Raw genomic sequence first — 23,090 nt, forward strand, 5'->3', positions numbered from 1 at the left:
GCGGTGAACATCAGCGGCGCCTGATTCAGCGACAGCGGGCGGTAGATGTCGCCCATCACCTTGCGGCCGCGCTCGTCCGAGGTGCCGACGACGACGCGATCGGGAAACTTGAAGTCGCGGATCGCCGCGCCCTCGCGTAGGAATTCGGGGTTGGAGGCGACCACGACGTCGGCCTTTGGATTGGTCTCGCGGATGATGCGCTCGACCTCGTCGCCGGTGCCCACGGGAACGGTCGACTTCGTCACCACGACGGTGAAGCCTTGAAGCGACTGCGCGATCTCTTTCGCGGCGGCGTAGACGTAGGACAGGTCGGCGTGACCGTCGCCGCGGCGCGAGGGCGTGCCGACCGCGATGAACACGGCGTCGGCATCCGCGACCGGCTTCGACAGATCAGTGGTGAAGTCGAGCCGCTTGGCCTTGACGTTGGTTGCGACCAGCTCGTCGAGGCCGGGCTCGTAGATCGGGATCTCGCCGCGGTGCAGGGCCGCGATCTTCTTCTCGTCCTTGTCGACGCAGGTGACGTCGTGACCGAAATCCGCAAAGCAGGCTCCGGACACCAGTCCCACATAGCCCGTTCCGATCATCGCGATTCGCATGAAAAACCCTGTTTTGGCTTGGTTAACGAAACCCCAATGCGGAGCGGTTTAGCATTTTCCGGCAGTGAGGGAACAGTCCGCGCGCAAAAACCGGCACGCGAATTGAACCGGTAAAGAAGTCGGAAACCGCAAGGGCCCAAACTGCCCCGCGGCCGCACAGGGCCGGGCGGAACACGCCCCGAAAAGGGACACCATGGCTTCATCAGGCACCATCGCAGCACACGGGCTTTCCAAGGCCCCGGCTGCCGCGCGTGTCGACTGGGTCGACTATGCCAAGGGCATCTGCATCGTCATGGTCGTGATGATGCATTCGGTGCTGGGGGTCGAGCTCGCCGCCGGCGAGACCGGTTTCATGCATGTCGCCGTGGCCTTCGCAAAGCCGTTCCGGATGCCGGATTTCTTCCTGATTTCGGGCCTGTTCCTGCCGCTCGTGATCGACCGCGACTGGCGTACCTATCTCGACCGCAAGGTGATGCATTTCGCCTATTTCTATGTCGCCTGGGTGACAATCCAGTTCGGCTTCAAGGCGCCTGCGTTTGCCGCGGAGACGAGCTGGCGCGACGTGGGCCTCCTGTATCTCGAATCCTTCATCGAGCCGTTCGGCACGCTGTGGTTCATCTATCTGCTGCCGGTCTTCTTCGTCGTCACAAAACTGACACGCAAGATTCCCTCGCTCGCGATCTGGCTCGTCGCGGCAGCGCTGGAGACGGCGCGCATCTCGACCGGCTGGACCGCGATCGACGAGTTCTGCGCGCGCTTCGTCTATTTCTATTCGGGCTACCTGTTCGCACCTTACGTGTTCGCGCTGTCGGATCGTGCACGCAGTCATCCCGCGCTGGCACTCGCGGCGCTTGCGGTCTGGGCGCTGGTCAATGCCGGCCTCGTCGCGATTGGCGCCAGCGAATGGAAGATCGTGTCGCTCGTGCTCGGCTTCGCCGGCGCCTGCGCCATCATCACGACCGGCACGCTGCTCGCGCGCGCACATTGGCTGAACTTCTTCCGCTTCTGCGGCGAGCATTCGATCGTGATCTATCTCGCCTTCTTCCTGCCGATGGCGGCGACACGAACCCTGCTGCTCCGCACCGGCATCATCCCCGATATCGGTACGGTGTCGCTGATCGTCACCATCGCCGGCGTGATCGGCGCGCTCGCGATCTGGCAGGTTGCCTTGCGGCTTGGCGGCAATTTCCTATTCGAGCGGCCCGATGCGTTCTGGATCGCGCCGAAGAAGGCTGGCGCGCGGTTGCAGGCGGCCGAGTAGCTGCACTCTCGGTGTCGTCGCCCCGCTTGACCGGGCGACCCAGTCAGTGATTGAGCCGAGAAGCCGCGACGTACTGGATTCCCCGCTTTCGGGGGAATGACAGCGGGGGATGCGGGAAACGACTGTGGGGATAGCGGCGCCCGTGGGCCAAAAATCCCCCTCCCAAGGCTGTCAAACGCCGCAAAAATTCATACATTGCGGCCATGCCCAAAACCTCCCCGAAGACCACCGCCAAAGCTGACACCAAGGCCGCGCCAAAGGCTGCCGCCGACACCAAGCCCGCTGCTGCGACAGCTGCTGCCAAACCGGTCGCGGCCAAGGCGGCCGGCAAGGGCGACCATATCTTCCTGGTGGACGGTTCCGGCTACATCTTCCGCGCCTATCACGCGCTGCCGCCGCTGAACCGCAAGTCCGACGGCTTGCAAGTCAACGCCGTGCTCGGCTTCTGCAACATGCTGTGGAAGCTGCTGCGCGACATGCCCGAGAGCGACCGGCCGACGCATCTGGCGATCATCTTCGACAAGTCGGAAATCACCTTCCGCAACAAGATCTATCCCGAGTACAAGGCGCACCGTCCGCCGGCGCCGGATGACCTGATCCCGCAATTCGCTTTGATCCGCGAAGCTGTGCGGGCCTTCGACCTGCCCTGCCTGGAACAGGTGGGCTTCGAAGCCGACGATCTCATTGCGACCTACGCGCGGCAGGCTTCCGCGCGCGGCGCCACCACGACCATCGTGTCCTCTGACAAGGACCTGATGCAGCTCGTGAACGACAAGATCATGATGTACGACACCATGAAGGATCGCCGCATCGGCATTCCCGAGGTGATCGAGAAATTCGGCGTACCGCCGGAGAAGGTGGTGGAAGTGCAGGCGCTCGCCGGCGACTCCACCGATAACGTTCCCGGCGTACCCGGCATCGGCATCAAGACCGCGGCGCAGTTGATCACCGAATATGGCGACCTCGAACAGCTCCTGTTCCGCGCCACCGAGATCAAGCAGCCGAAGCGGCGCGAGGCATTGCTCGAGAACGCCGAGAAGGCGCGCATCTCGCGGCAGCTCGTGCTGCTCGACGACAAGGTCGAGCTGGAGGTGCCGCTGGACGACCTCGCGGTCCACGAGCCGGATGCACGCAAGCTGATCGCGTTCCTGAAGGCGATGGAGTTCACCACACTGACGCGCCGCGTCGCCGAATATTCGCAGATCGATCCCTCCAATGTTGATGCCGATCCCGGCTATGCGAGCGGCGCCAGCGTCTTCTCGCCGCTGCCGCCCTCGGACGTCGTGCCCGCGCCAAGCACCGGAACGGCACCGCAGGCCCGGCCCAGCGAGCCCAACAAATCAGCGGGCAAGGAGGACAAGGCTGCGAGCCCCAAGGGCGCGCCGATCTCGCTCGCCGCGGCGCGCGAGGAGGCGCTGCGCAAGCTGCCGGTTGACCGGGCCAAATATCAGGCGATCAAGTCGCTGAAGGAGCTCAACGCCTTCATCGCGTGCATCCATGATGCCGGCCATGTCGCGATCGAACTTCGAGGAAACTCGATCGATCCGATGCAGGCCGACCTCTGCGGCATCGCTCTGGCGCTGGCGCCGAACGAGGCCTGCTACGTGCCGCTGGCGCACAAGCAGTCCGGCGGCGGCGGCGGTCTGTTCGACGCGGGCCTCGCGCCCGACCAGGTCAAGCATGACGACGCCATTCAAGCGCTGCGGCCGGTGCTGGAATCGGCGGGCATCCTCAAGATCGGTTTCGACGTCAAGTTCACCGCCGTGATGCTGGCGCAACACGGCATCACCCTGCGCAACATCGACGATGCGCTCCTGATCTCCTACGTGCTCGACGCCGGCCGCGGCTCGCATGCGCTGGAATCGCTGTCCGAGCGCTGGTTCGGCCACGCCATGCTGAAGGAGAGCGAGCTACTCGGCAGCGGCAAGGGCAAGATCACCTTCGACCAGGTGCCCATCGACAAGGCCGCGCCGCTGTCGGCGGAAGGCGCCGACATCGCCCTCCGGGTCTGGCGCGTGCTGAAGCCGCGCCTCGTCGCCGAGCACATGACCACGGTCTACGAGACGCTGGAGCGGCCGCTGGTGTCGGTGCTCGCGCGCATGGAACGGCGCGGCATCTCGATCGACCGCCAGGTGCTGTCGCGTCTTTCCGGCGACTTCGCCCAGACTGCCGCGCGGGTCGAGGCCGAGATCCAGGAGATCGCGGGCGAGCCCGTCAATGTCGGCAGCCCCAAGCAGATCGGCGACATCCTGTTCGGCAAGATGGGACTATCAGGCGGCACCAAGACCAAGACCGGCGCGTGGTCCACCACCGCGCAGGTGCTGGATGATCTCGCCGAGCAAGGCCACGACCTCCCGAAGAAGATCCTGGAATGGCGCCAGGTCTCGAAACTGAAATCAACCTACACCGACGCGCTGCCGACTTACGTCAATTCGCAGACGCACCGCGTGCATACGACCTACGCGCTGGCCGCGACCACGACGGGTCGGCTCTCGTCGAACGAGCCGAACCTGCAGAACATTCCGGTGCGCACCGAGGACGGCCGCAAGATCCGCCGCGCCTTCATCGCGACATCGGGACACAAGCTGGTCTCCGCCGACTATTCGCAGATCGAGCTGCGCCTGCTCGCCGAGATCGCCGACATTCCGGTGCTGAAGCAGGCGTTTCGCGACGGGCTCGACATTCACGCGATGACGGCTTCCGAAATGTTCGGCGTGCCGATCAAGGGCATGCCGAGCGAGATCCGCCGCCGGGCGAAGGCGATCAATTTCGGCATCATCTACGGCATCTCGGCGTTCGGCCTCGCCAACCAGCTCGGCATCGCGCGCGAAGAGGCGTCCGCCTACATCAAGAAATATTTCGAACGCTTCCCCGGCATCCGCGCCTACATGGACGAGACGCGCGATTTCTGCCGGAGCCACGGCTATGTCACCACGCTGTTCGGCCGCAAGTGCCACTATCCCGACATCAAGGCCTCGAATGCCTCGGTGCGCGCCTTCAACGAGCGCGCGGCAATCAATGCGCGGCTCCAGGGCACCGCCGCCGACATCATCCGGCGCGCCATGACGCGGGTCGAGGACGCGCTCGCCGAGAAGAAGCTCTCGGCGCAGATGCTGCTCCAGGTGCATGACGAGTTGATCTTCGAGGTACCGGACGCCGAGGTCGAGGCGACGCTTCCCGTCGTGCAGAAGGTCATGCAGGACGCACCGTTCCCGGCCGTGCTGCTGTCAGTGCCGCTGCATGTGGATGCGCGCGCGGCGAAGAATTGGGACGAGGCGCATTAGTCTCGCCTTCCCCGGCGTCGTCCCGGCGAAGGCCGGGACCCATACCCCCAGGGAGAAGTTGTGACACGAGATGGCAGTTGGCAATCTTCGCCCAACTCGATTTCGTGGTTATGGGTCCCGGCCTTCGCCGGGACGACCGTGGGGTGAGACACGAGAACCTAATTGTCCTCCGTGCAATTGCGCGATGGCCGCGCCGCCCGTCGCATATTAGAACCTTTGCATCTCCCGCACCGGTTCGCCCATGCCCCACACCCCCGCACTGCTCGGCTTCGCCCTCGTCTGCCTCGGTCTCGTGCTCACGCCGGGGCCGAACATGATCTACCTGATCTCGCGCTCGATCACGCAGGGGCCGGCGGCCGGCATCGTCTCGCTCGGCGGCGTGGCGCTGGGCTTCGTGTTCTACATGCTGTGCGCGGCGTTCGGCATCACGGCGCTGCTGCTCGCCATTCCCTTCGCCTATGACGCGCTGCGCTTTGCCGGCGCCGGCTATCTGCTCTGGCTCGCTTGGCAGGCGGTGAAGCCGGGCGGGCGCTCGCCGTTCCAGGTGAAGAAGCTCGCCATCGACAGCCCGCGCAAATTGTTCGCGATGGGCTTCGTCACCAATCTGCTCAATCCGAAGATCGCGATGCTGTATCTGGCGCTGCTGCCGCAGTTCATCGATCCCACAGCCGGCAGCGTGCTGACGCAGTCGGTGGTGCTGGGCGCGATCCAGATCGCGATCAGCGTCAGCGTCAATGCGATGATCGCGCTCGCGGCGGGATCGATCGCGCTGTTCCTGGCGAGCCGGCCGAGCTGGATGCTGGTGCAGCGCTGGCTGATGGGCACGGTGCTGGCCGGGCTCGCGGTGCGGATGGCGGTGGAAGCGAAGAAGATGTGAGGCGATCTTCACCCTCCCCTGGAGGGGTCCGAGACGAGCGCAGCTCGCTCGTGGGTCGGCACGCGATCGAGCAAAGCGAGATTGCGTGACGGGGTGGGGTGAAGGTTCCTCCCCGTCCAACAGTGTTCGTGCGGAGAGATCCCCCCACCCCGCTCGCGCTTTGCGCGATCGACCCTCCCCCTCCAGGGGAGGGTAAGCGAAGCTCAATCCAGCTTCGCCTCCATCCCGCGCTTCACGCCCGGCCGGGCCATCAGGGCCTCGTACCAGCGCTTGACGTTGGGGAAGTCGGCCAGCTCAACCTTGTGGCGAGGATGGCGCCAGGCCCAGCCCAAAATGGCAAAATCGGCAACCGAGAGGTCGCCGGCGACGAAGTCGCGGCCGTCCAGCCGGCGGTCGAGCACGCCGTAGAGCCGGCGGGTCTCGGCCATGTAGCGCTTCAGGCCATAGGCGCGGTCCTGCTCGTTCTCGAGCGCGATGAAATGATGCACCTGGCCGGGCATCGGGCCGAAGCCGCCCATCTGCCACATCAGCCATTCATAGACCGGGATGCGCGCGGAAAGCGATTTCGGCAGGAATTTGCCGGTCTTTTCACCGAGGTAGAGCAGGATCGCGCCCGACTCGAAGATTCTGACGGGCTTGCCGTCGGGCCCCTCGGGGTCGACGATGGCGGGAATCTTGTTGTTGGGCGAGAGCTTGAGGAACTCCGGCGCCATCTGCTCACCCTTGCCGATGTTCACCGGGATCACCTTGTAGGGCAGCCCCATTTCCTCCAGCGCGACCGAGATTTTCCGGCCGTTCGGCGTATTCCAGGTGTGGAGCTCGATGGTCATGTGGCTGTTCCTTCCCGCATTGCTGGCATCCCACTAGCCCAGGACATCGCGGTCTTTCAACCAGCGGTCGGGCATGGTGGCTGTCCGATCGCCGCGGGCGATGCCCTGTTGACGGTGGTCTTGCGGGCCCTGCCCCCACTGGAATGTCGCGGCCGTCGCGGATAAATTCCGCCTCCTCCAAAAACGCTGTTCGAGGGACCGCCGTGTCGAAATCCGCTTCCCGCGCCCGCCTGTTCGAGATCATCCGCCGGCGCTCATTCGGCCGTGGCGAGGTGACGCTCGCGTCGGGCCGCAAGAGCGATTTCTACTTCAACCTCAAGCCGACCATGCTCGACCCCGAGGGCGCGACGCTGCTGGCCGAGCTGACCTATGAGGCGCTGAAGGACGACCAGCTCGATTTCATCGGCGGGCTCGAGATGGGCGCGGTGCCGCTCGCCGGCGCGCTGGCGCAGATCTCCTGGATCAAGGGCCATCCGATCGCCGCCTTCTTCGTGCGCAAGAAGCCGAAGGAGCACGGCGCCAAGCTCGCGATCGAGGGCCTGCCCAAGGGCGAGACGCTGGCCGGCAAGCGCGTCGTGATCGTCGAGGACGTCACCACGACAGGCGGCTCGGCGATGAAGGCGGTGGAATCCGTGCGCGAGACCGGCGCCGAAGTAGTGCTGGTGCTGACCATGGTCGACCGCGAGGAAGGCGCCACCGACACGTTCGGTGCGGCCGGCCTGCCGTTCCGCTCGCTGTACAAGGCTTCGGAATTCTTGAAGGCTTGACGCGGCGACACATGCTTCGCCGTCATGCCTCGGTGTGCCCCGAAAGCAACCATCCGTCCAAAGCTGTGCCCGGCCTTAAAGAGGCCACCGCCTCGTCTTGAAACCGCCTCCGCGCAACTGCTCATTTACCATCGCGCCTTATGGTGAATCATGTGCTGAGACCTGATGGTCCCAGCCGGTTCAGTAGCGTCGGGTGGAGTTGGCATTGCGTACAGTCATGTCCCATGCGCGCCGGCGGCGTCGCGCGATGCTTGTGGCCGCCATGCTTGCAGCTCCGCTGCTCGCAGCGCCTGCCCCGGTTTCGGCCGAGGGCCTGTTCGACTTCCTCTTCGGCGGCATGCAGCAGCAACGGCCGCAGCGCGAGGTGCCGCAGCAGTCGAGCTCCTATACCGATCCCTTCACCGGCCAGCAGAATGCCGCAACTCCGCAATATGTGCCGCCGACACGTTCGGCCGCGGCCGGCGGCTCGGGACCTGCCTTCTGCGTGCGCAGCTGTGACGGCAAATATTTTCCGCTGATGCGCGGCCTCGTCTCGCCCGCGCAGATGTGTCAGGCATTCTGTCCCGCCACCGCAACCAAGGTCTATTTCGGCTCCTCCATCGACGGCGCCTATTCCCAGACCGGCGAGCGCTATGCCGACAGCGAGAACGCGTTCGCCTATCGCAAGGCGCTGCGTTCGGATTGCACCTGCAACGGCCGCGAGCCGGTTGGCCTTGCCCCGGTCGATCTCGCGCTCGACTCCTCGCTGAAGGCCGGCGACGTGATTGCGACCAGCGACGGCCTCGTCGCCTATACCGGCATCCGCGTCGGCAACGACCAGGCCGCCGACTTCACGCCGGTCGCCTCCTATCCCGGCCTCACCGCGCAGGTCCGCGCCCGTCTCGGCGAGATGAAGGTCGCGCCGGTGCGCGCGGATACGGTGTCGGCGGATGCGCCAGCCCCGGCCGAGATCGTGCGTGAGGCGCTGCCTGACGTAGCGGTGCCGAAGACGACGGCGCAGAAGCCGGCGAAGCGGGCGGGGCTGGAGTAGCTCAACCTCGTGTCCGGGACACGGCGCGGTACCATCAGCGCGTTTACGCGCGTCTTCGACGCGCTATGGTGACGCGACGCAGAGCCGGGACCCAGCTCTTCTGGGCCCCGGCTCTGCAGCGCATCGCTTGACGCGCTGCGCTTGGTCCGGGGCATGAAACTATCTCCCGATGATCACCCCGATCACGTTCGGCGCCGCCAGATATTTCTCCTCGATCGCAGCACGCGCGGCGGCGCGGTTCTCGGCTGTGAGCAGGCCGCGCTTCTCGGCCAGGATCATCCAGCAGAATCCCCACCAGTCGGTGAGCATGCCCGCCTCGCCTATGAGGTCATAGCCCTGCTCGGCAGCGAAGATGCGCGCATGCGCTTCGTCCAGCGTGTCGAGAAACAGGTGATCCTCGGTCGAGAACAGATCGTCGCTGACGTCGTCGATGGTGTAGCCCCAGATCGACTGGCACACCGCGTTGAACTCGCGGTCGAACTGGTCGTCATCGATCCGCTGCCGCCGCGCCGCCTGATGCAGCCGCGACAGCGAACGCGCGAAATCGGCGATCCGGGTGAGGGCAAACTGGTCGAAGGCAATGGTGGACATGTAGTCCTCGCGAAGTCTGGCGGACGCTAGATATTGTGTCGGCAACACGCCGAATCACAACGATATATCAAAGACTTGCTAAAGTGTTCTTAATTTGTTCTGGCGACTGAAGCCGCTGTTTGAAAATCGTCGTCCTGGCGAAAGCCAGGACCCATTACCCCGGTCAGCGTTGCTTTTGCGAGCTTGAGCCGCACCCATGAGCACAGGCAGCTACTACGTCTACATTCTCGCGAGTCGTCACCACGGCACGATCTATATCGGCGTGACGAATGACCTTCGCACGCGGCTCGAGCAGCACCGCTCAGGTCGTGGCTCCAAGTTCGTACAGAAGTACAAGATCTTCCGCCTCGTGCACGTCGAAGCCTTCGCCACGCCGCAGGAAGCGATCGCGCGCGAGAAGCAGCTGAAGTTCTGGAAGCGCGACTGGAAGATCAAGCTGATCGAGCAAGAAAATCCCGACTGGAATGACCGGTCGGGACTCATCTAGCAGTCGGGGTAATGGGTCCTGGCTTTCGCCAGGACGACGATGTGGTGGGAGCTGTTGCTGAAGCAACGCTGCATCCGCTGCGCCACCTCTCCCCCTCACTTCGCCGCCGACACCAGCCTGTCCCCGCACGCGTTCGCATAGAACTTGCCGCCGCATTGGCGCTTGATGGTGGCGCAGCGGGCGGCGGGTGAGGCATCTTGCGGGACAGCAAAGCCGCAGCTGAGGCCGTCGGCGCTGCGGCCGATCTTGCCGGCGGCGAAGGCCGCGCTGGAGGCGGTGATGCAGACGACGAGGAAGGTGGCGGCGGCGATTTCGATCAACAGTCGCATGGCGTCTCCTCCACACTGCTGGCTGAATTGGCCGGCATTCTAGCAGGAAATCCGCGTCTTTCCGTGCTCGTCCGGGTTCCCAAACGGCCCGTTCCTTGCATAAATTTACGCCAGCGCAGTGCACGCCCGCGCCAGCGATGGTTCCGGTGCAGGGGCAGGACGCGTAGGTTTAGTGGTGTTGTTTCGACCAGGAAGTGACCGCCTTGCAAGATCAATCGTTTCAGCCAAATTTTCCCGCTCCCGGGCAGCCCATCGACGAGCTCGCGCTGGCTGAGATCAAGGGCGCGATCCTGGCGAAGCTGCGCCTTGCCATCGGCAAGGACGCGGGCATGGCGACCAAGCACGACTGGTACCAGGCCGCCGCGCTCGCGCTGCGCGACCGCATCGTGCATCGCTGGCTCAGCGCCGAGAAGCGCAGCTACGACGCCGGGCGCAAGCGCGTCTATTACCTCTCGCTCGAATTCCTGATCGGCCGTCTGTTCACCGATGCGCTGAACAACATGGGCCTCTTGAAGATCTTCGAGGTCGCGCTCGGCGACCTCGGCGTCTCGCTGCCCGAGTTGCGCAAATGCGAGCCGGATGCCGCGCTCGGCAATGGCGGTCTCGGACGGCTCGCCGCCTGCTTCATGGAGAGCATGGCGACGCTGTCGATACCCGCGATCGGCTACGGCATCCGCTACGATTACGGCCTGTTCCGCCAAATCATCAATCAGGGCTGGCAGCAGGAATATCCCGACGAATGGCTGAGCTTCGGCAACCCCTGGGAATTGCAGCGGCCCGAGGTGATCTATCACGTTCATTTCGGCGGCGGCGTCGAGCATGTCGACGACAAGGGCCGCGACCGCGCGATCTGGCATCCCGGCGAGACCGTGCAGGCGATCGCCTATGACACGCCGATCGTGGGCTGGCGCGGCCAGCACGTCAACGCGCTGCGGCTGTGGTCGGCGCGCTCGCCCGATCCGTTGAAGCTCGACGCCTTCAACAAGGGCGACTATGTCAGCGCCAGCGCCGAGCAGTCGCGCGCCGAGGCGATCTGCAAATTCCTCTATCCGAACGACGAGAGCCCGGCGGGCCGCGAGCTGCGGCTGCGCCAGGAATATTTCTTCGTCTCGGCTTCGCTCCAGGACCTCGTCAACCGCCACCTCACCTCCGACGGCCAGCTCCGCAGCCTCGCGATGAAGGTCGCCGTGCAGCTCAACGACACCCATCCGAGCCTCGCCGTCACCGAGCTAATGCGCATCCTCGTCGACCTGCACAATTTCCGCTGGGACGAGGCCTGGAAGATCACTGTCGCCACCCTCTCCTACACCAACCACACGCTGCTGCCCGAGGCGCTGGAGACCTGGCCGGTCGAGCTGTTCGAGCGGCTGTTGCCGCGGCATCTCGAGATCATCTACCGCATCAACGTGCAGCATCTGGCGCTCGCCGAAGCGCGCGCCCCCGGCGACATCGACTTCCGCGCCTCGGTCTCGCTGATCGACGAGAAAAGCGGCCGCCGCGTCCGCATGGGCCAGCTCGCCTTCGTCGGCTCGCACCGCATCAACGGCGTCTCGGCGATGCATTCGGACCTGATGCGCGAGACCGTATTCCACGATCTCAACCATCTCTATCCCGGCCGCATCACCAACAAGACCAACGGCATCACCTTCCGCCGCTGGCTGATGCTCGCGAACCCGAAGCTGACCGACCTGTTGCGCGAGACCTGCGGCGAGGCGGTGCTGGACGATCCGACCCAGCTCAGCCTGATCGAGGCGCGCGCCAGCGACGTCGAATTCCAGAAGAAATTCCGAGCCGTCAAGCACGCCAACAAGGCGGCGCTGGCGCGCCTGATCGGCGAGCGGCTCGGCATCAAGGTCGACCCGAGCGCGCTGTTCGACGTGCAGATCAAGCGCATCCACGAATACAAGCGCCAGCTGCTCAACGTCATCGAGACGGTCGCGCTGTACCAGGCGATCAAGGACGATCCCAACGGCAATTGGGTGCCGCGGGTGAAGATCTTCGCCGGCAAGGCGGCGGCGAGCTATCGCTATGCGAAATTGATCATCAAGCTGATCAACGACGTTGCGGAAGTCGTCAACAACGATCCCGCGATCGGCGGCAAGCTGAAGGTCGCCTTCCTGCCCGACTACAATGTCAGCCTCGCCGAAGTCATCATTCCCGCGGCGGATCTCTCCGAGCAGATCTCGACCGCCGGCATGGAAGCCTCCGGCACCGGCAACATGAAGCTGGCGCTGAACGGCGCCATCACCATCGGCACGCTCGACGGCGCCAATATCGAGATCCGCGACCATGTCGGCGCCGAGAACATCGCGATCTTCGGCATGGAAGCCGGCGACGTGATGATCCGCCGCAAGCAGGGGCTGGATGCTTCCGACGTGATCCGCAGGTCGCCGAAGCTGCAGCGTGCCATCAATGCGGTCGGCGCCGGCGAGTTCTCGCCCGGCGATCCCGGCCGCTTCGAATCCATCGCGCATGCGCTGCGCTATCTCGACCATTACATGGTCAGCGCCGATTTCGATTCCTATTACGAGGCACAGCGCGCCGTCGACGCGCGCTGGCAGGTGGCGCCGGCCTGGACGCGCGCCTCCATCCTCAACGTCGCGCGCATGGCGTGGTTCTCCTCCGACCGCACCATCCGCGAGTATGCCGAGGAGATCTGGAACGTGCCGGTCAACCCGACCACGCCGCTGCTGCCGGATTTGCGCGACGTCGCGGGCTGATTTTCCGCGCCGTGAAATCGGCGTTACCTGCGAGGTTATTGATTTGGCAGGATAACCATCATATTACGGCCAGGGATTTTTCTGGCCGGAGTCGATCGTGCCTGTCGGCGAGCATGTCAGCCCGGATGGGCAGTTTCGATTGCTGGTTATACGTCCCGACGGGGACTGGACGCTTGGGTTCGACGGTTTTCCCTGGCACACGCACGGCAGCATCCTTGCCAGTCTTTCAGGCAAGGACGAGGAAACTGCTATCGACGACTTCGTCGCCGACCTGACCAGCGGCAAGAGCATCATTGCGTTGAAGCGCATAGGAGGCTCGGTTGCGGATGTCTGGGTCACCGATGATCCGGCAGACGACGTTTTGAGTTCGCAGCAATATGGCCCTGGTGATGAGACGATCGAGTTTCGTCGTTGGGACGGAAGCTCAGTAGAGGTCTGATCCTATGCACGCCAAGCTCCCACACCCGTTCGACGACGCCACCCGCATCACCGCCGGTGACAGCAGCTGGCAGGGGCACACCAGCGACGATTACTGGGCCTTTGTCGGCCCGTTCGGCGGCGCCACGGCCGCAACCATCCTGCGCGCGCTGATCGACCATCCCGAACGCGCCGGCGATCCGCTCGCCCTCACCGTCAATTACTGCGCACCGATCGCGAAGGGTCCGTTCGATCTCGACGTGCGGCTCGTGAAGGCCAACCGCTCCAGCCAGCACTGGAGCGTCGAACTGTCGCAAGGCGGCGGCGAGGTCGCAACGCTCGCCACCGCGGTGTTCGCCGAGCGCCGGCCGTCCTGGGAGCATCGGGTGGCGAAGGCCCCGGACGCAAAGCCGTTCGAACAGACGCTGCCATTCCCGAAGATTTCGGCGTCCTGGGCCAACCAGTATGAATTCCGTTTCGTCGAGGGCGAGATGCGCATCGGCCCGCCGCAGGCCGAGCTTGCCAGCACCTACTCGAAGATCTGGATCAGCGACCGCACGCCGCGCCAGCTCGACATGCTGTCGCTGATGTCGATGTCGGACGCCTTCTTCGGCCGCATCTTCCACGCGCGGCGCGAGCTGGTGCCGTTCGGCACGGTGTCGCTGACGACCTATTTCCACACCGACAGCGAAGAGCTCGCAGCCGAGGACATCACGCGTGTCCTCGCGACCGTGGATTCGAAGGTCATGCACAGGAGCTACGCCGACCAGAACGCCGAGCTGTGGTCGCCGAACGGCCGGCTGCTCGCGACGACGACGCAGATCGCGTATTTCAAGGCGTAAGGCCTCTGCGAACGCGGTGATGGACGGACGTCCCAGATCTTACCCCGACGTCGTCCCGGCGAAGGCCGGGACCCATAACCACAGGGAGCAGTTTGGCGAAGATCAGCAGTTGATCCTTCGTCGGTACTAACACCGCGCGCAATCGATAGATCACGCGGTATGGGTCCCGGCCTTCGCCGGGACGACATCTGATGTGTGGTTCGCGCTAGTGCCACAAAACAAAAAGGGCGGCCCTAGGGCCGCCCTTTCGTATTCCAAAACGCTGCAACCTTACTCCGCCGCCAGCTTCACGTCCGGCGCAGCGGCGCGGACCTCGGCGTCGACCTGGGCTTCGAACTTGGCAAAGTTCTTCTGGAACATGCCGACCAGAGCGCGGGCGGTCTTGTCGAACTCGTCCTTGTCCTTCCAGGTGTTGACCGGGTTGAGGATCTCGGCCGGCACGCCCGGCAGCGCGGTCGGGACCGCGAAGCCGAAATATTTGTCGGTGCGGAATTCGACGTTGCGAAGCGAGCCGTCGAGCGCGGCGGTGAGCAGCGCGCGGGTCACCTTGATCGGCATGCGCGAGCCGACGCCGTACTTGCCGCCGGTCCAGCCGGTGTTGACCAGCCAGCAATCGACGTTGTGCTGGGCGATGAGGTCGCGCAGCATGTTGCCGTAGACGCTGGGGTCGAGCGGCAGGAAGGGCGAACCGAAGCAGGTCGAGAATTCCGGCTGCGGCTCGTTGCCGAGGCCGCGCTCGGTGCCGGCGACCTTGGCGGTGTAGCCGGACAGGAAGTGGTACATCGCCTGCGCCGGCGAAAGCTTTGCGATCGGCGGCAGCACACCGAAGGCGTCGGCGGCGAGCATCACCACGTTCTTCGGCTGCGGCGCGCGGCCGGTGCGCGAAGCGTTCGGGATGAAGTCGAGCGGATAGGCCGAGCGGGTGTTCTCGGTCTTGGAGCCGTCGTCGAAATCGACGACACGGGTGTCCTCGTTGAGCACGCAGTTCTCGAGCACCGCGCCGAAGCGGGTCGAGGCCGCATAGATCTCGGGCTCGGCTTCCTTCGACAGCTTGATGCACTTGGCGTAGCAGCCGCCTTCGAAATTGAAGACGCCGTTCGGGCCCCAGCCGTGCTCGTCGTCGCCGATTAGCGTGCGGTTCGGATCGGCGGAGAGCGTGGTCTTGCCGGTGCCTGACAACCCGAAGAAGATCGCGGTGTCGCCGCCTGCGCCGACATTGGCCGAGCAGTGCATCGGCATCACGCCGCGCTCGGGCAGATAGTAGTTCAGCGTGGTGAAGACCGACTTCTTCATCTCGCCGGCATAGTAGGAGCCGCCGATCAGCACGATCTTGCGGGCGAAGTCGATCGCGACGACGTTCTCAGACTTGCAGCCGTGGCGCTTCGGATCGGCGCGGAAGCTCGGCATGTCGATGATGGTGAGCTCCGGCGTGAAGCTCGACAGCTCGACCGCCTCGGGGCGGATCAGGAGCGTGCGGATGAACAGCGAATGCCAGGCGAGCTCGGTGAAGACGCGCGTCTTGATCCGGTAGGCCGGATCGGCGCCGCCATAGAGATCCTGCGCGAACAGGGTCTTGCCTTCGGCATGCTTGAGGAAGTCCTGATAGAGCGCCTCGAACTGCTCCGCGGTGATCGACTGGTTGCCGGCCCACCACATCTTCTTGTCGGTGGTGGCGTCACGCACCGTGAACTTGTCCTTGGGGCTGCGGCCGGTGAACTCGCCGGTGTCGGCGCAGAGTGCGCCGTCGGCGGACAGCACCGCCTCGCCCGCGGAGAGCGAGTATTGATAGAGTTGCGGCGCACCCAGGTTCCAGTGAACCTGCTTGAGCTTCTTTAAGCCGAATTTGTCGGCGCCGAAGGCACCGTTGCGCACGCCCGTCTCTTGCACGAAAAAATCCTCCTAGAACCCGCGACACTTAGCGCGACAAAACTTTGGCACCATCGCGGTCACCGTGAATAGTAGGCCATCCGGCCTCGGCTGGACGACCTAATACTGATGAACGCTGGCGTTGCCAAGCTGATCCCGCAGGATTTGGTTTATTCAAGGACCGCGCCAAACGTCGCGCATGTCTGCTCTGAGCAGGCGCACCAAAAAATCACGAATGATCGCGCAACCAAATGCGTGTTTCGACGTTATCGGGGGTTATTGCGACGCACAATCCATCGCGGCGTTCTATCTTACCTCACCCTCGCCGATCAGAGCGAAAGGTCCCCACATCGCAGGATAGGCATTGCGCGGTGATGAAGCGTCATCAACGTACGCTAACATGGCGCGGCGCAAAGCTTCGGCACGACCGATTTTTGGTTCGTTTTTGAGCAGGGCGAAAGTCGACGTGGTCAAGCGGGTGGCAGCTTCCGAATCCACTGCCCAATGCGAGACCAGCAGCGCACGCGCGCCGGCATAGAAGAACGAGCGTGCCAGTCCGGACAGCGCCTCCGCGCCCGGCTTGTCGCCGGCGATGGTGTTGCAGGCCGACAGCACGACCCAATCCGCATTGAGCTTGAGCTGGGCGACTTCGCTCGCGGTCAACAGGCCGTCGTCAATCTCGGTGGGCTGATCGGGAATGGAGAGCGCAAGCGATGGCTCGCCCAATCCCTTGACGTCGCCTGCAACGAGACCGTGGGTGGCGAAGTAGATGATGCTGTATTGAGCAAGCGCTGCACGCTTGAGCGTCGTTTCGCTGGCATCGCGGCCGAGATGGATGTCGACCTCGCCGGCGCCGACATCCTTCGCCACCGCGTTCAGCTCGTCGGCGGTGTCAGGCAATTGCGGCAGCGCTTTCGCGAGCTGCGCGCGATCGACGCCGGCGCCGCGCCAAAAGTCGGTATAGGCCATCGTCGCAATGCTGCGTGCAGCGACCTTGCCGCCCGCGGCGCGACGATCGGCCGGCCCTTCGGCTGCAGGGTTGAACACGGGATCGCCGAAGCCGGTCATCGGCTTGACGCCTTGATCCCGGCGCGCAAAGGCGCGCAGCGATTTCAGGCTGATCACCGACGGCAGCACCGAGACGGCCTGACGCCGCAACAGCCAGGCGGCATTGCGATAGCCTTCGAGCTTGTCCGGGATCGCAGCTTGCGGCGTCTCCGTGACGAGCAGATGAAACGGCAATGCAGTCAGCGCCGCCGACGGCACCACCAGGAGGCTGCGCTTGTCCTTCGTCAGCGCCTCGACCGGGCCGAGCAGCGCGGCATAGAGCTCATGGGCGAGCGCAAGGTCGAACAGGCCGGATTTGCCGGAGGCGTCGCGCGCCTTGCCGACGTCGAGCCCCTTGCGGAAGGCGGACACCTTCTGCGTCAGCGCGTCCGCGCCGAGCGGAACCTCTCTCCAGTCGACGCCCTCGCGCGTGATCGCGATGACGTAGCTCTGCTTGTCGACGACCGAATAGATCGTCATCGCTTCATCGGCCGACAGCAGCGGCTGGATGTCCTTCACCGCCAGCGGCAGCGGGTTGGAGAGCGAGGCATAGTCGGGAAACTCGACGGCGAGCGTCTTCTGCAGGCCGGCACGCTCGCTCGCGATCGCCGCGATCCGCGCGCGGCTGCGCTGCTCGGCCGCGACGTCGCGTTGCCCCGCTTGCTTGGACACCGCCGTGATGATCGCCTTGTCGAGCGCCTCGGCCTCAGTGCCGAGGTCCTGGTCCTTGCGCACAAGCTCGGCAAGCCGGTCGCTGCCGGCGGCAAGCCGTACCGCGAGCTTGTTCACGGCCGATGCCGCGGAGGATTGCGTGCCGCGCTGGATCGCGGCGAGCGCCTCGTCCAGCGCCTTGTCGTCGGGCAGGAGATGCAGCTGCCGTGCGGAGAACAGGATTGGCAGCACGATACGCAGCTGCGCGCGACCGCTGGCAAGCGTCCTTTCCGCCAGCGGCAGCGCGTCGGCGGTGCGCCCGGAGACGTAGAGGAAATAAGCGAGATTGCCGGCCGACGTCAGAGTGTCCGGATGGTTCGGCCCAAGCGCACGCTCGCGGATCGCCAGCGCACGGCGGTACAGCGGCTCCGCATCGGCATAACGCTGCTGGTGCTCGTAGAGCCCGGCGAGATTGTTCAGCGAACGTGCGACGTCGGGATGATCCGGCCCCAGTACTTTTTCGCGGATGGCGAGCGAGCGCTTGATCGGCGCCTCGGCATCCGCATCGCGATTGAGGTCGCGGTCAACCTGGCCGATGTTGTTCAGGACGGTGGCGACGGCGGGATGCTCGGGACCTGCGGCCTTCTGATAGATCGCGAGCGCACGCTGGAACAGCGGCTCGGCGTCGGCAAAATGCTCCTGCTTCACATAGAGCGTGGCGAGATTGTTGAGGGCCCGGCCGACATCGGGATGCTCGCGCGACAGGTTCTTTTCGCTGACGGCCAGCGCGCGCTTGAACAGCGGCTCGGCTTCAGTGAAGCGGCCCTGCCGCTGATACACGGCGGCGAGATTGCTGAGCTCGGGCGCGATCAAGACGGTGTCGAGACCGAGCGCCTTCTCCATCAGCGCGATCGCGCGCTTGTAGACCGGCTCGGCCAGATCGTCGCGGCCCTGACCGGCATAGACCTGTCCGAGATTGTTGAGCGCGGCGGAGAGCTCACGACCGTTGTCACTCTCCAGGCGCGCGACCATTGCCTGCGCGAGCGGCAGAGCTTCCGGATACTTGCCGGCACTGATGAGCGCGTTGATCCGCGCGCCCTGTGTGGCGAGATCACCCTTCTGGGCCAGGGCGGGCGTGACAAGCAACGCGGCGAGCGCGAGCCCAAGACCCGCGGCCAATGCCAAACGATGACGCGCCATGATCCCTCTCGCTGCGAGCCCGAAAACCATCACGGTCTTGGGTCGCGGCGATGGGCGGCAGCGTTCAAAGGTTTGCGCTCTGGTCCATCGTCTTGCGCGCGTCGCCAGCAAGGCGGACCAGCATCTTGCGCAGCGCGGTGCCGTTCGTCACCCGCTCCGGGAAGTCCAGCCGCAGCGCGGTCTGGCCGTCCTGCATGTCGAGGCCTTCAGGATCGCAGCCGGTGCAACGCCAGTCGCCGGCGGGCGCGCCGAGCAGCCTGGTCGCATAGAGGTTCATGGCGTCGCGGTGGTCGGCATTCATGTGCTCCACGGCGCCCTCCTCGGCCGCCAGCAGGTCCTCGGCGCCGCTGAGGTCGGTGAGGAATTGCTCGGGCTTGAGATCGACGATCCGGCCGAAGCCGGCGACCAGATGGGTGCCCGTGGGACGGATCCGGAAGAACGAGAAGTCCTTAAACGATACAAAGGCTTCCGCCGACGGATGGGCACCTAAATACCGTCGCTGGAGCAGATCCTTCTCGTCCCCGGCCTGTTCCGCCCGCCCGGACAGCATGATCCGGGCCCCTTCCAGGGGATCGCCGGACGCGCGCTCGTCCAGCATCAGGGAGACCCTGGGGTCGGCGAGGATGTTCCTGGTGTGCACGGCCAGCCCCGAAATCAGCAGGATGGGCGAGCCATCCGGGTAGCTGGCCAGATTGACCAGGGAACAATAGGGATCGCCGGAGCCTACCATCAACGTTGCGAGAGCACCCTGCCGCGACCGCCTCAACAGCGATTTGGCGAGCTTTGCGGGGTCGAAATCGGGGGTCGGTTGCATGGGCTTTCTCGGCTCAGGTGGTTGCAAGGGGGGTCTTTTTTCGGCTAAACGGGGGTCCGGTTATGGGACGAGATGCGGCGAATCTGCCGTGTTTCGTGGAACTTGGTCACACTTCAGCCCAGCTTGCATTGCTCGGTGACAAGGTTTCGAACGCCAACTTCGGCACCCATGTATGCGGCGCATCACTGGATTGCTCGCCGTTTCAAGCCACGACCCAAACGGAAAGCAGAAAGCAGAGGCTCATGCCCACAATCGCTTTGGTCGACGACGACCGCAACATTCTCACATCCGTCTCGATCGCGCTGGAAGCCGAAGGCTACCGCATCATGACCTACACCGACGGCGCTTCCGCGCTTGACGGTTTCCGCACCACCCAACCGGACCTTGCCATCCTCGACATCAAGATGCCGCGGATGGACGGCATGGAGACGCTGCGGCGCCTGCGGCAGAAATCCGACCTGCCGGTGATCTTCCTGACCTCCAAGGACGAGGAGATCGACGAGCTGTTCGGCCTCAAGATGGGCGCCGACGACTTCATCCGCAAACCGTTCTCGCAGCGTCTGCTGGTCGAACGCGTCAAGGCCGTGCTGCGCCGCTCGGCGCCGAAGGACCCGACTGTCGCGCCGAAGGAGAACGATGCCAAGGCGCTCGATCGCGGCCTTCTGCGCATGGACCCCGAGCGGCATACCTGCACCTGGAAGAACGAGCCGGTGACGCTGACCGTCACCGAATTCCTGATCCTGCAGGCGCTCGCGACCCGGCCCGGCGTGGTGAAGAGCCGCAACGCGCTGATGGACGCCGCTTATGACGATCAGGTCTATGTCGACGACCGCACCATCGACAGCCACATCAAGCGGCTGCGCAAGAAGTTCAAAGTGGTCGACAACGAGTTCGAGATGATCGAGACGCTTTACGGGGTCGGCTACCGCTTCAAGGAAGCCTGAGGGCGGCGGGCGCCTTTACGAAGACTGAGGGCATCGCCGGTTCTCGTCTCATCAGGACCGGGATCGTTCCAGAGCGCGATCGGTATCGCGCTTTGGATTATTGTTTGAGCATGATCCTTCCGGAAAACCGCTGCACACTTTTCCGGATCATGTTCTAGGATGCGAGGACCCTTCGCACGAGATGTCCTAACGCGGGCGTGAGCATTGCTTGACCGAACGCAGCCTGACGAGAACCAGAACGCCGCGGACATCACGTCCGAGGGCGTTCCGGAGCACGTCGAGGACAAGCCGGCTCCGCAGGGCTGGCGGCCGCTGAACTGGCTCAAACGCGCCGGGCAGTTCTTCTTCGCGCTGTCCTTCTCGAGCCTCACCCGCCGCATCGTCTCGCTCAACCTCGCCGGCCTCGTCGCGCTGGTGGCGAGCATTCTCTATCTGTCGCAATTTCGCGCCGGCCTGATCGACGCGCGTGCGCAGAGCCTGCTGGTGCAGGCCGAGATCATCGCCGGCGCCATCGCGGCCTCCGCGACCGTGCAGACCAACGCCATCACCATCGACCCCGACCGGCTGCTCGACCTCAAGCCGGGCGAGACCTATGGCGGCTCGGAGGACTATTCGCCGCTGGACTTCCCGATCAATCCAGAGCGCGTCGCGCCGGTGCTGCGCACGCTGATCTCGCCAACCAAGACGCGCGCCCGCATCTACGATCCGAACGGCAGCCTGCTGCTCGACAGCCGCAACCTCGAAAACGTGCTGCGCTTCCCCCTGCCGCCAGTGTCCGCCGAGAAGCCCGGCGTGGTCGAGCGCGGCATGGTCGCAGTGCGCACCTGGCTGAACCGAGGCGACCTGCCGCTCTACCGCGAGCTCGGGCCCGAGAACGGCAATGGCTATGCGGAAGTCGGGGATGCGCTGCAGGGCCAGAAGCGCTCGATGGTGCGGGTCAATGCGCGCGGCGAGGTGATCGTCTCGGTGGCCGTGCCCGTGCTGCGCTCGCGCGCCATCCACGGCGCACTGATGCTGTCCACCCAGGGCGACGACATCGACCAGATGGTGACCGCCGAGCGCCTCGCCATTTTGAAGGTCGGCGGCGTCGCCGCCGCGGTCATGATCATGCTGTCGCTGCTGCTCGCCAGCACGATCGCCGGTCCCGTGCGCCGGCTCGCCGACAGCGCCGAGCGCGTCCGCCGCCGCATCAAGACCCGTGTCGAGATCCCCGACTTCACCCGCCGCCGCGACGAGATCGGACATCTCTCAGGCGCGTTGCGCGACATGACCAACGCGCTCTACAGCCGCATCGAGGCGATCGAGATGTTCGCCGCCGACGTCGCCCATGAATTGAAGAACCCGCTGACCTCGCTGCGCTCCGCAGTCGAGACGCTGCCGCTGGCGCGCAACGAGAACAGCCGCGCGCGCCTGCTCGAGGTGATCGAGCACGACGTCAAGCGGCTCGACCGCCTGATCTCCGACATCTCCGACGCCAGCCGCCTCGATGCCGAGTTGCAGCGGCAGGATGCGATCCCTGTCGACCTCAGGCGCCTGCTCGGCACGCTGGTCTCCGTCGCCAATGAAACCAAGCTCGGCCACGACGTCGCGGTCGAGGCACGCTTCGAGGGCCGCGGGTCGACCGACACGTTCGCCGTGACCGGCCACGACTCGCGACTGGGACAGGTGGTCTCCAACCTGCTCTCCAACGCGCAATCGTTCTCGGAAGCCGGCAGCAAGGTGCGCCTCACCTGCCGCCGCGCCCGCGGAGAAATCGAGATCGTGGTCGACGATGACGGCCCCGGCATCCGCGATGACGCACTCGAGCGCATCTTCGAGCGCTTCTACACCGACCGTCCGCATCAGGGCTTTGGCCAGAACTCCGGCCTCGGGCTCTCGATCTCCAAGCAGATCGTCGATGCCCATGGCGGGCGTATCTGGGCGGAGAATCGCGCAGGCCCGCCGGACGAGGACGGCGTCCCGACGATTGCCGGTGCGCGCTTCGTGGTGAGGCTGCCGGCGCTATGAGCGAAGGCGCGCCCAGCGTGCACGCCACCGCCGTCAAGGTCGGACAGATCGCAGTGCTGATCCGCGGTCCCTCGGGCTCCGGCAAATCGCGCCTTGCCTTCGATTTGATCATGGCGGGGCGGTCAGGCGTGGTCGAAAGGGCCGTTCTGGTCGGTGATGACCGTGTCCATCTGGCGACAGTCGGCAACGAAATTGAGGTCCGCCCCGCACCTCCGCTGGCCGGCCTGATCGAAATCCGCGGCCTCGGAATCCGCCGCTGCGACTTCGCGGAGCGTGCGACCGTCGGCCTCGTGGTCGATCTGGACGCTCAGGACGCGGAACGGCTTCCTGCGACGGAATCCCTGAAAACAAGCATTTTTGGTGTCGAAATACCGCGAATCCCGGTTAGCCGCGACTATTCGCCCCTCCCTTTGGTTGTCGCGGCCTTGACCACTACCAAGAGTTAACCTTCTGCTAAGTCCTCAGGCGATTGTTTGAAGGGAAATGGTAACCATATGAACCCCACTATCGCGACCGAGTAGACCGGCGCA

General features: G+C 64.7%; 19 protein-coding genes. 12 read left to right on the plus strand and 7 right to left on the minus strand.

The features are described 5' to 3' along the window. Positions 1-596 (minus strand): nucleotide sugar dehydrogenase (locus XH79_RS11835; RefSeq protein WP_271581776.1); only part of this gene is annotated, 596 nt, incomplete at its 3' end. Between the two features lie 193 nt (positions 597-789). Here XH79_RS11835 and XH79_RS11840 point away from each other — a divergent pair. The 3 genes from XH79_RS11840 to XH79_RS11850 all read left to right on the plus strand — a co-directional run bounded on the left by XH79_RS11840 (position 790) and on the right by XH79_RS11850 (position 6,018). After that, positions 790-1,857 (plus strand): acyltransferase family protein, encoded by a 1,068-nt coding sequence (locus XH79_RS11840; RefSeq protein WP_271581777.1) that lies wholly within the window; start codon positions 790-792, stop codon positions 1,855-1,857. Positions 1,858-2,060: 203 nt separating this feature from the next. Then, positions 2,061-5,141 (plus strand): DNA polymerase I, encoded by a 3,081-nt coding sequence (polA, locus tag XH79_RS11845; RefSeq protein WP_271581778.1) that lies wholly within the window; start codon positions 2,061-2,063, stop codon positions 5,139-5,141. Between the two features lie 241 nt (positions 5,142-5,382). After that, positions 5,383-6,018 carry a LysE family translocator gene (locus XH79_RS11850; protein WP_271581779.1) on the plus strand — a complete coding sequence of 212 codons (636 nt, stop codon included), beginning with the start codon at positions 5,383-5,385 and terminating at the stop codon, positions 6,016-6,018. 203 nt (positions 6,019-6,221) lie between these two features. On the opposite strand, the gene XH79_RS11855 is transcribed toward XH79_RS11850, so the two are convergent. Next, positions 6,222-6,848, minus strand: coding sequence for a glutathione S-transferase family protein (locus XH79_RS11855; protein WP_271581780.1), 627 nt, complete (start codon positions 6,846-6,848; stop codon positions 6,222-6,224). Positions 6,849-7,051: 203 nt separating this feature from the next. Here XH79_RS11855 and pyrE point away from each other — a divergent pair, with 203 nt between their 5' ends. Together pyrE and XH79_RS11865 are read left to right on the plus strand one after the other, a co-directional pair. Beyond that, entirely contained in the window at positions 7,052-7,615 is a 564-nt protein-coding gene (pyrE, locus tag XH79_RS11860; protein WP_018647906.1) for an orotate phosphoribosyltransferase, read from the plus strand. Positions 7,616-7,862: 247 nt separating this feature from the next. Next, positions 7,863-8,645, plus strand: a complete 783-nt coding sequence (locus XH79_RS11865; protein ID WP_212345479.1) for a DUF2865 domain-containing protein — start codon at positions 7,863-7,865, stop codon at positions 8,643-8,645. A 159-nt stretch (positions 8,646-8,804) separates the two neighbouring features. On the opposite strand, the gene XH79_RS11870 is transcribed toward XH79_RS11865, so the two are convergent. Beyond that, the gene (locus tag XH79_RS11870) at positions 8,805-9,236 is read right to left on the minus strand and encodes a hypothetical protein (RefSeq protein WP_212345482.1); all 432 of its coding nucleotides are present in this window, start codon (positions 9,234-9,236) and stop codon (positions 8,805-8,807) included. Positions 9,237-9,432: 196 nt separating this feature from the next. On the opposite strand from XH79_RS11870, the gene XH79_RS11875 reads away from it, so the two are divergent. Beyond that, positions 9,433-9,723 carry a GIY-YIG nuclease family protein gene (locus tag XH79_RS11875; RefSeq protein WP_212345485.1) on the plus strand — a complete coding sequence of 97 codons (291 nt, stop codon included), beginning with the start codon at positions 9,433-9,435 and terminating at the stop codon, positions 9,721-9,723. Between the two features lie 95 nt (positions 9,724-9,818). On the opposite strand, the gene XH79_RS11880 is transcribed toward XH79_RS11875, so the two are convergent. Beyond that, positions 9,819-10,052, minus strand: a complete 234-nt coding sequence (locus tag XH79_RS11880; protein ID WP_212345488.1) for a hypothetical protein — start codon at positions 10,050-10,052, stop codon at positions 9,819-9,821. Between the two features lie 203 nt (positions 10,053-10,255). Here XH79_RS11880 and XH79_RS11885 point away from each other — a divergent pair, with 203 nt between their 5' ends. The 3 genes from XH79_RS11885 to XH79_RS11895 all read left to right on the plus strand — a co-directional run bounded on the left by XH79_RS11885 (position 10,256) and on the right by XH79_RS11895 (position 14,031). Then, positions 10,256-12,772: a glycogen/starch/alpha-glucan phosphorylase gene (locus tag XH79_RS11885; protein ID WP_212345491.1), complete on the plus strand. Its 2,517-nt coding sequence runs from the start codon at positions 10,256-10,258 to the stop codon at positions 12,770-12,772. 97 nt (positions 12,773-12,869) lie between these two features. Next, complete coding sequence (locus XH79_RS11890; RefSeq protein WP_212345494.1) at positions 12,870-13,211, plus strand: hypothetical protein; 342 nt, start codon at positions 12,870-12,872, stop codon at positions 13,209-13,211. Positions 13,212-13,215: 4 nt separating this feature from the next. Then, positions 13,216-14,031, plus strand: a complete 816-nt coding sequence (locus XH79_RS11895; RefSeq protein ID WP_212345497.1) for an acyl-CoA thioesterase — start codon at positions 13,216-13,218, stop codon at positions 14,029-14,031. 270 nt (positions 14,032-14,301) lie between these two features. Here XH79_RS11895 and XH79_RS11900 read toward each other — a convergent pair whose 3' ends face one another. From XH79_RS11900 to XH79_RS11910, 3 genes are all read right to left on the minus strand, one after another. After that, complete coding sequence (locus tag XH79_RS11900; protein WP_212345500.1) at positions 14,302-15,918, minus strand: phosphoenolpyruvate carboxykinase; 1,617 nt, start codon at positions 15,916-15,918, stop codon at positions 14,302-14,304. Between the two features lie 285 nt (positions 15,919-16,203). After that, complete coding sequence (locus XH79_RS11905; RefSeq protein WP_271581781.1) at positions 16,204-18,795, minus strand: CHAT domain-containing tetratricopeptide repeat protein; 2,592 nt, start codon at positions 18,793-18,795, stop codon at positions 16,204-16,206. 64 nt (positions 18,796-18,859) lie between these two features. Then, positions 18,860-19,609 carry a HugZ family pyridoxamine 5'-phosphate oxidase gene (locus XH79_RS11910; protein ID WP_212345506.1) on the minus strand — a complete coding sequence of 250 codons (750 nt, stop codon included), beginning with the start codon at positions 19,607-19,609 and terminating at the stop codon, positions 18,860-18,862. Between the two features lie 242 nt (positions 19,610-19,851). On the opposite strand from XH79_RS11910, the gene XH79_RS11915 reads away from it, so the two are divergent. The 3 genes from XH79_RS11915 to XH79_RS11925 all read left to right on the plus strand — a co-directional run bounded on the left by XH79_RS11915 (position 19,852) and on the right by XH79_RS11925 (position 23,006). Continuing rightward, positions 19,852-20,553, plus strand: a complete 702-nt coding sequence (locus XH79_RS11915) for a response regulator transcription factor (RefSeq protein ID WP_008542552.1) — start codon at positions 19,852-19,854, stop codon at positions 20,551-20,553. A gap of 204 nt (positions 20,554-20,757) precedes the next feature. Next, complete coding sequence (locus tag XH79_RS11920; RefSeq protein ID WP_212345508.1) at positions 20,758-22,560, plus strand: sensor histidine kinase; 1,803 nt, start codon at positions 20,758-20,760, stop codon at positions 22,558-22,560. Next, a complete protein-coding gene (locus tag XH79_RS11925; protein ID WP_271581782.1) occupies positions 22,557-23,006 on the plus strand; it encodes an HPr kinase/phosphorylase in 450 nt (149 codons plus the stop codon). Before XH79_RS11920 ends, XH79_RS11925 begins: the two co-directional genes overlap by 4 nt. Positions 23,007-23,090 lie beyond the last annotated feature (84 nt).

The sequence above is a fragment of the Bradyrhizobium sp. CCBAU 45389 genome, from assembly GCF_028128625.1.
GTDB lineage: Bacteria > Pseudomonadota > Alphaproteobacteria > Rhizobiales > Xanthobacteraceae > Bradyrhizobium > Bradyrhizobium liaoningense_B.

Coding starts and splice junctions, on each gene's coding strand:
- XH79_RS11870 (WP_212345482.1), bottom strand. CDS start 9,236: ATGTCCACCATTGCCTTCGACCAGTTTGCCCTCACCCGGATCGCCGAT.
- XH79_RS11895 (WP_212345497.1), top strand. CDS start 13,216: ATGCACGCCAAGCTCCCACACCCGTTCGACGACGCCACCCGCATCACC.
- XH79_RS11910 (WP_212345506.1), bottom strand. CDS start 19,609: ATGCAACCGACCCCCGATTTCGACCCCGCAAAGCTCGCCAAATCGCTG.
- XH79_RS11925 (WP_271581782.1), top strand. CDS start 22,557: ATGAGCGAAGGCGCGCCCAGCGTGCACGCCACCGCCGTCAAGGTCGGA.
- XH79_RS11865 (WP_212345479.1), top strand. CDS start 7,863: ATGCTTGTGGCCGCCATGCTTGCAGCTCCGCTGCTCGCAGCGCCTGCC.
- XH79_RS11855 (WP_271581780.1), bottom strand. CDS start 6,848: ATGACCATCGAGCTCCACACCTGGAATACGCCGAACGGCCGGAAAATC.
- XH79_RS11880 (WP_212345488.1), bottom strand. CDS start 10,052: ATGCGACTGTTGATCGAAATCGCCGCCGCCACCTTCCTCGTCGTCTGC.
- polA (WP_271581778.1), top strand. CDS start 2,061: ATGCCCAAAACCTCCCCGAAGACCACCGCCAAAGCTGACACCAAGGCC.
- XH79_RS11875 (WP_212345485.1), top strand. CDS start 9,433: ATGAGCACAGGCAGCTACTACGTCTACATTCTCGCGAGTCGTCACCAC.
- XH79_RS11905 (WP_271581781.1), bottom strand. CDS start 18,795: ATGGCGCGTCATCGTTTGGCATTGGCCGCGGGTCTTGGGCTCGCGCTC.
- XH79_RS11850 (WP_271581779.1), top strand. CDS start 5,383: ATGCCCCACACCCCCGCACTGCTCGGCTTCGCCCTCGTCTGCCTCGGT.
- XH79_RS11840 (WP_271581777.1), top strand. CDS start 790: ATGGCTTCATCAGGCACCATCGCAGCACACGGGCTTTCCAAGGCCCCG.
- XH79_RS11915 (WP_008542552.1), top strand. CDS start 19,852: ATGCCCACAATCGCTTTGGTCGACGACGACCGCAACATTCTCACATCC.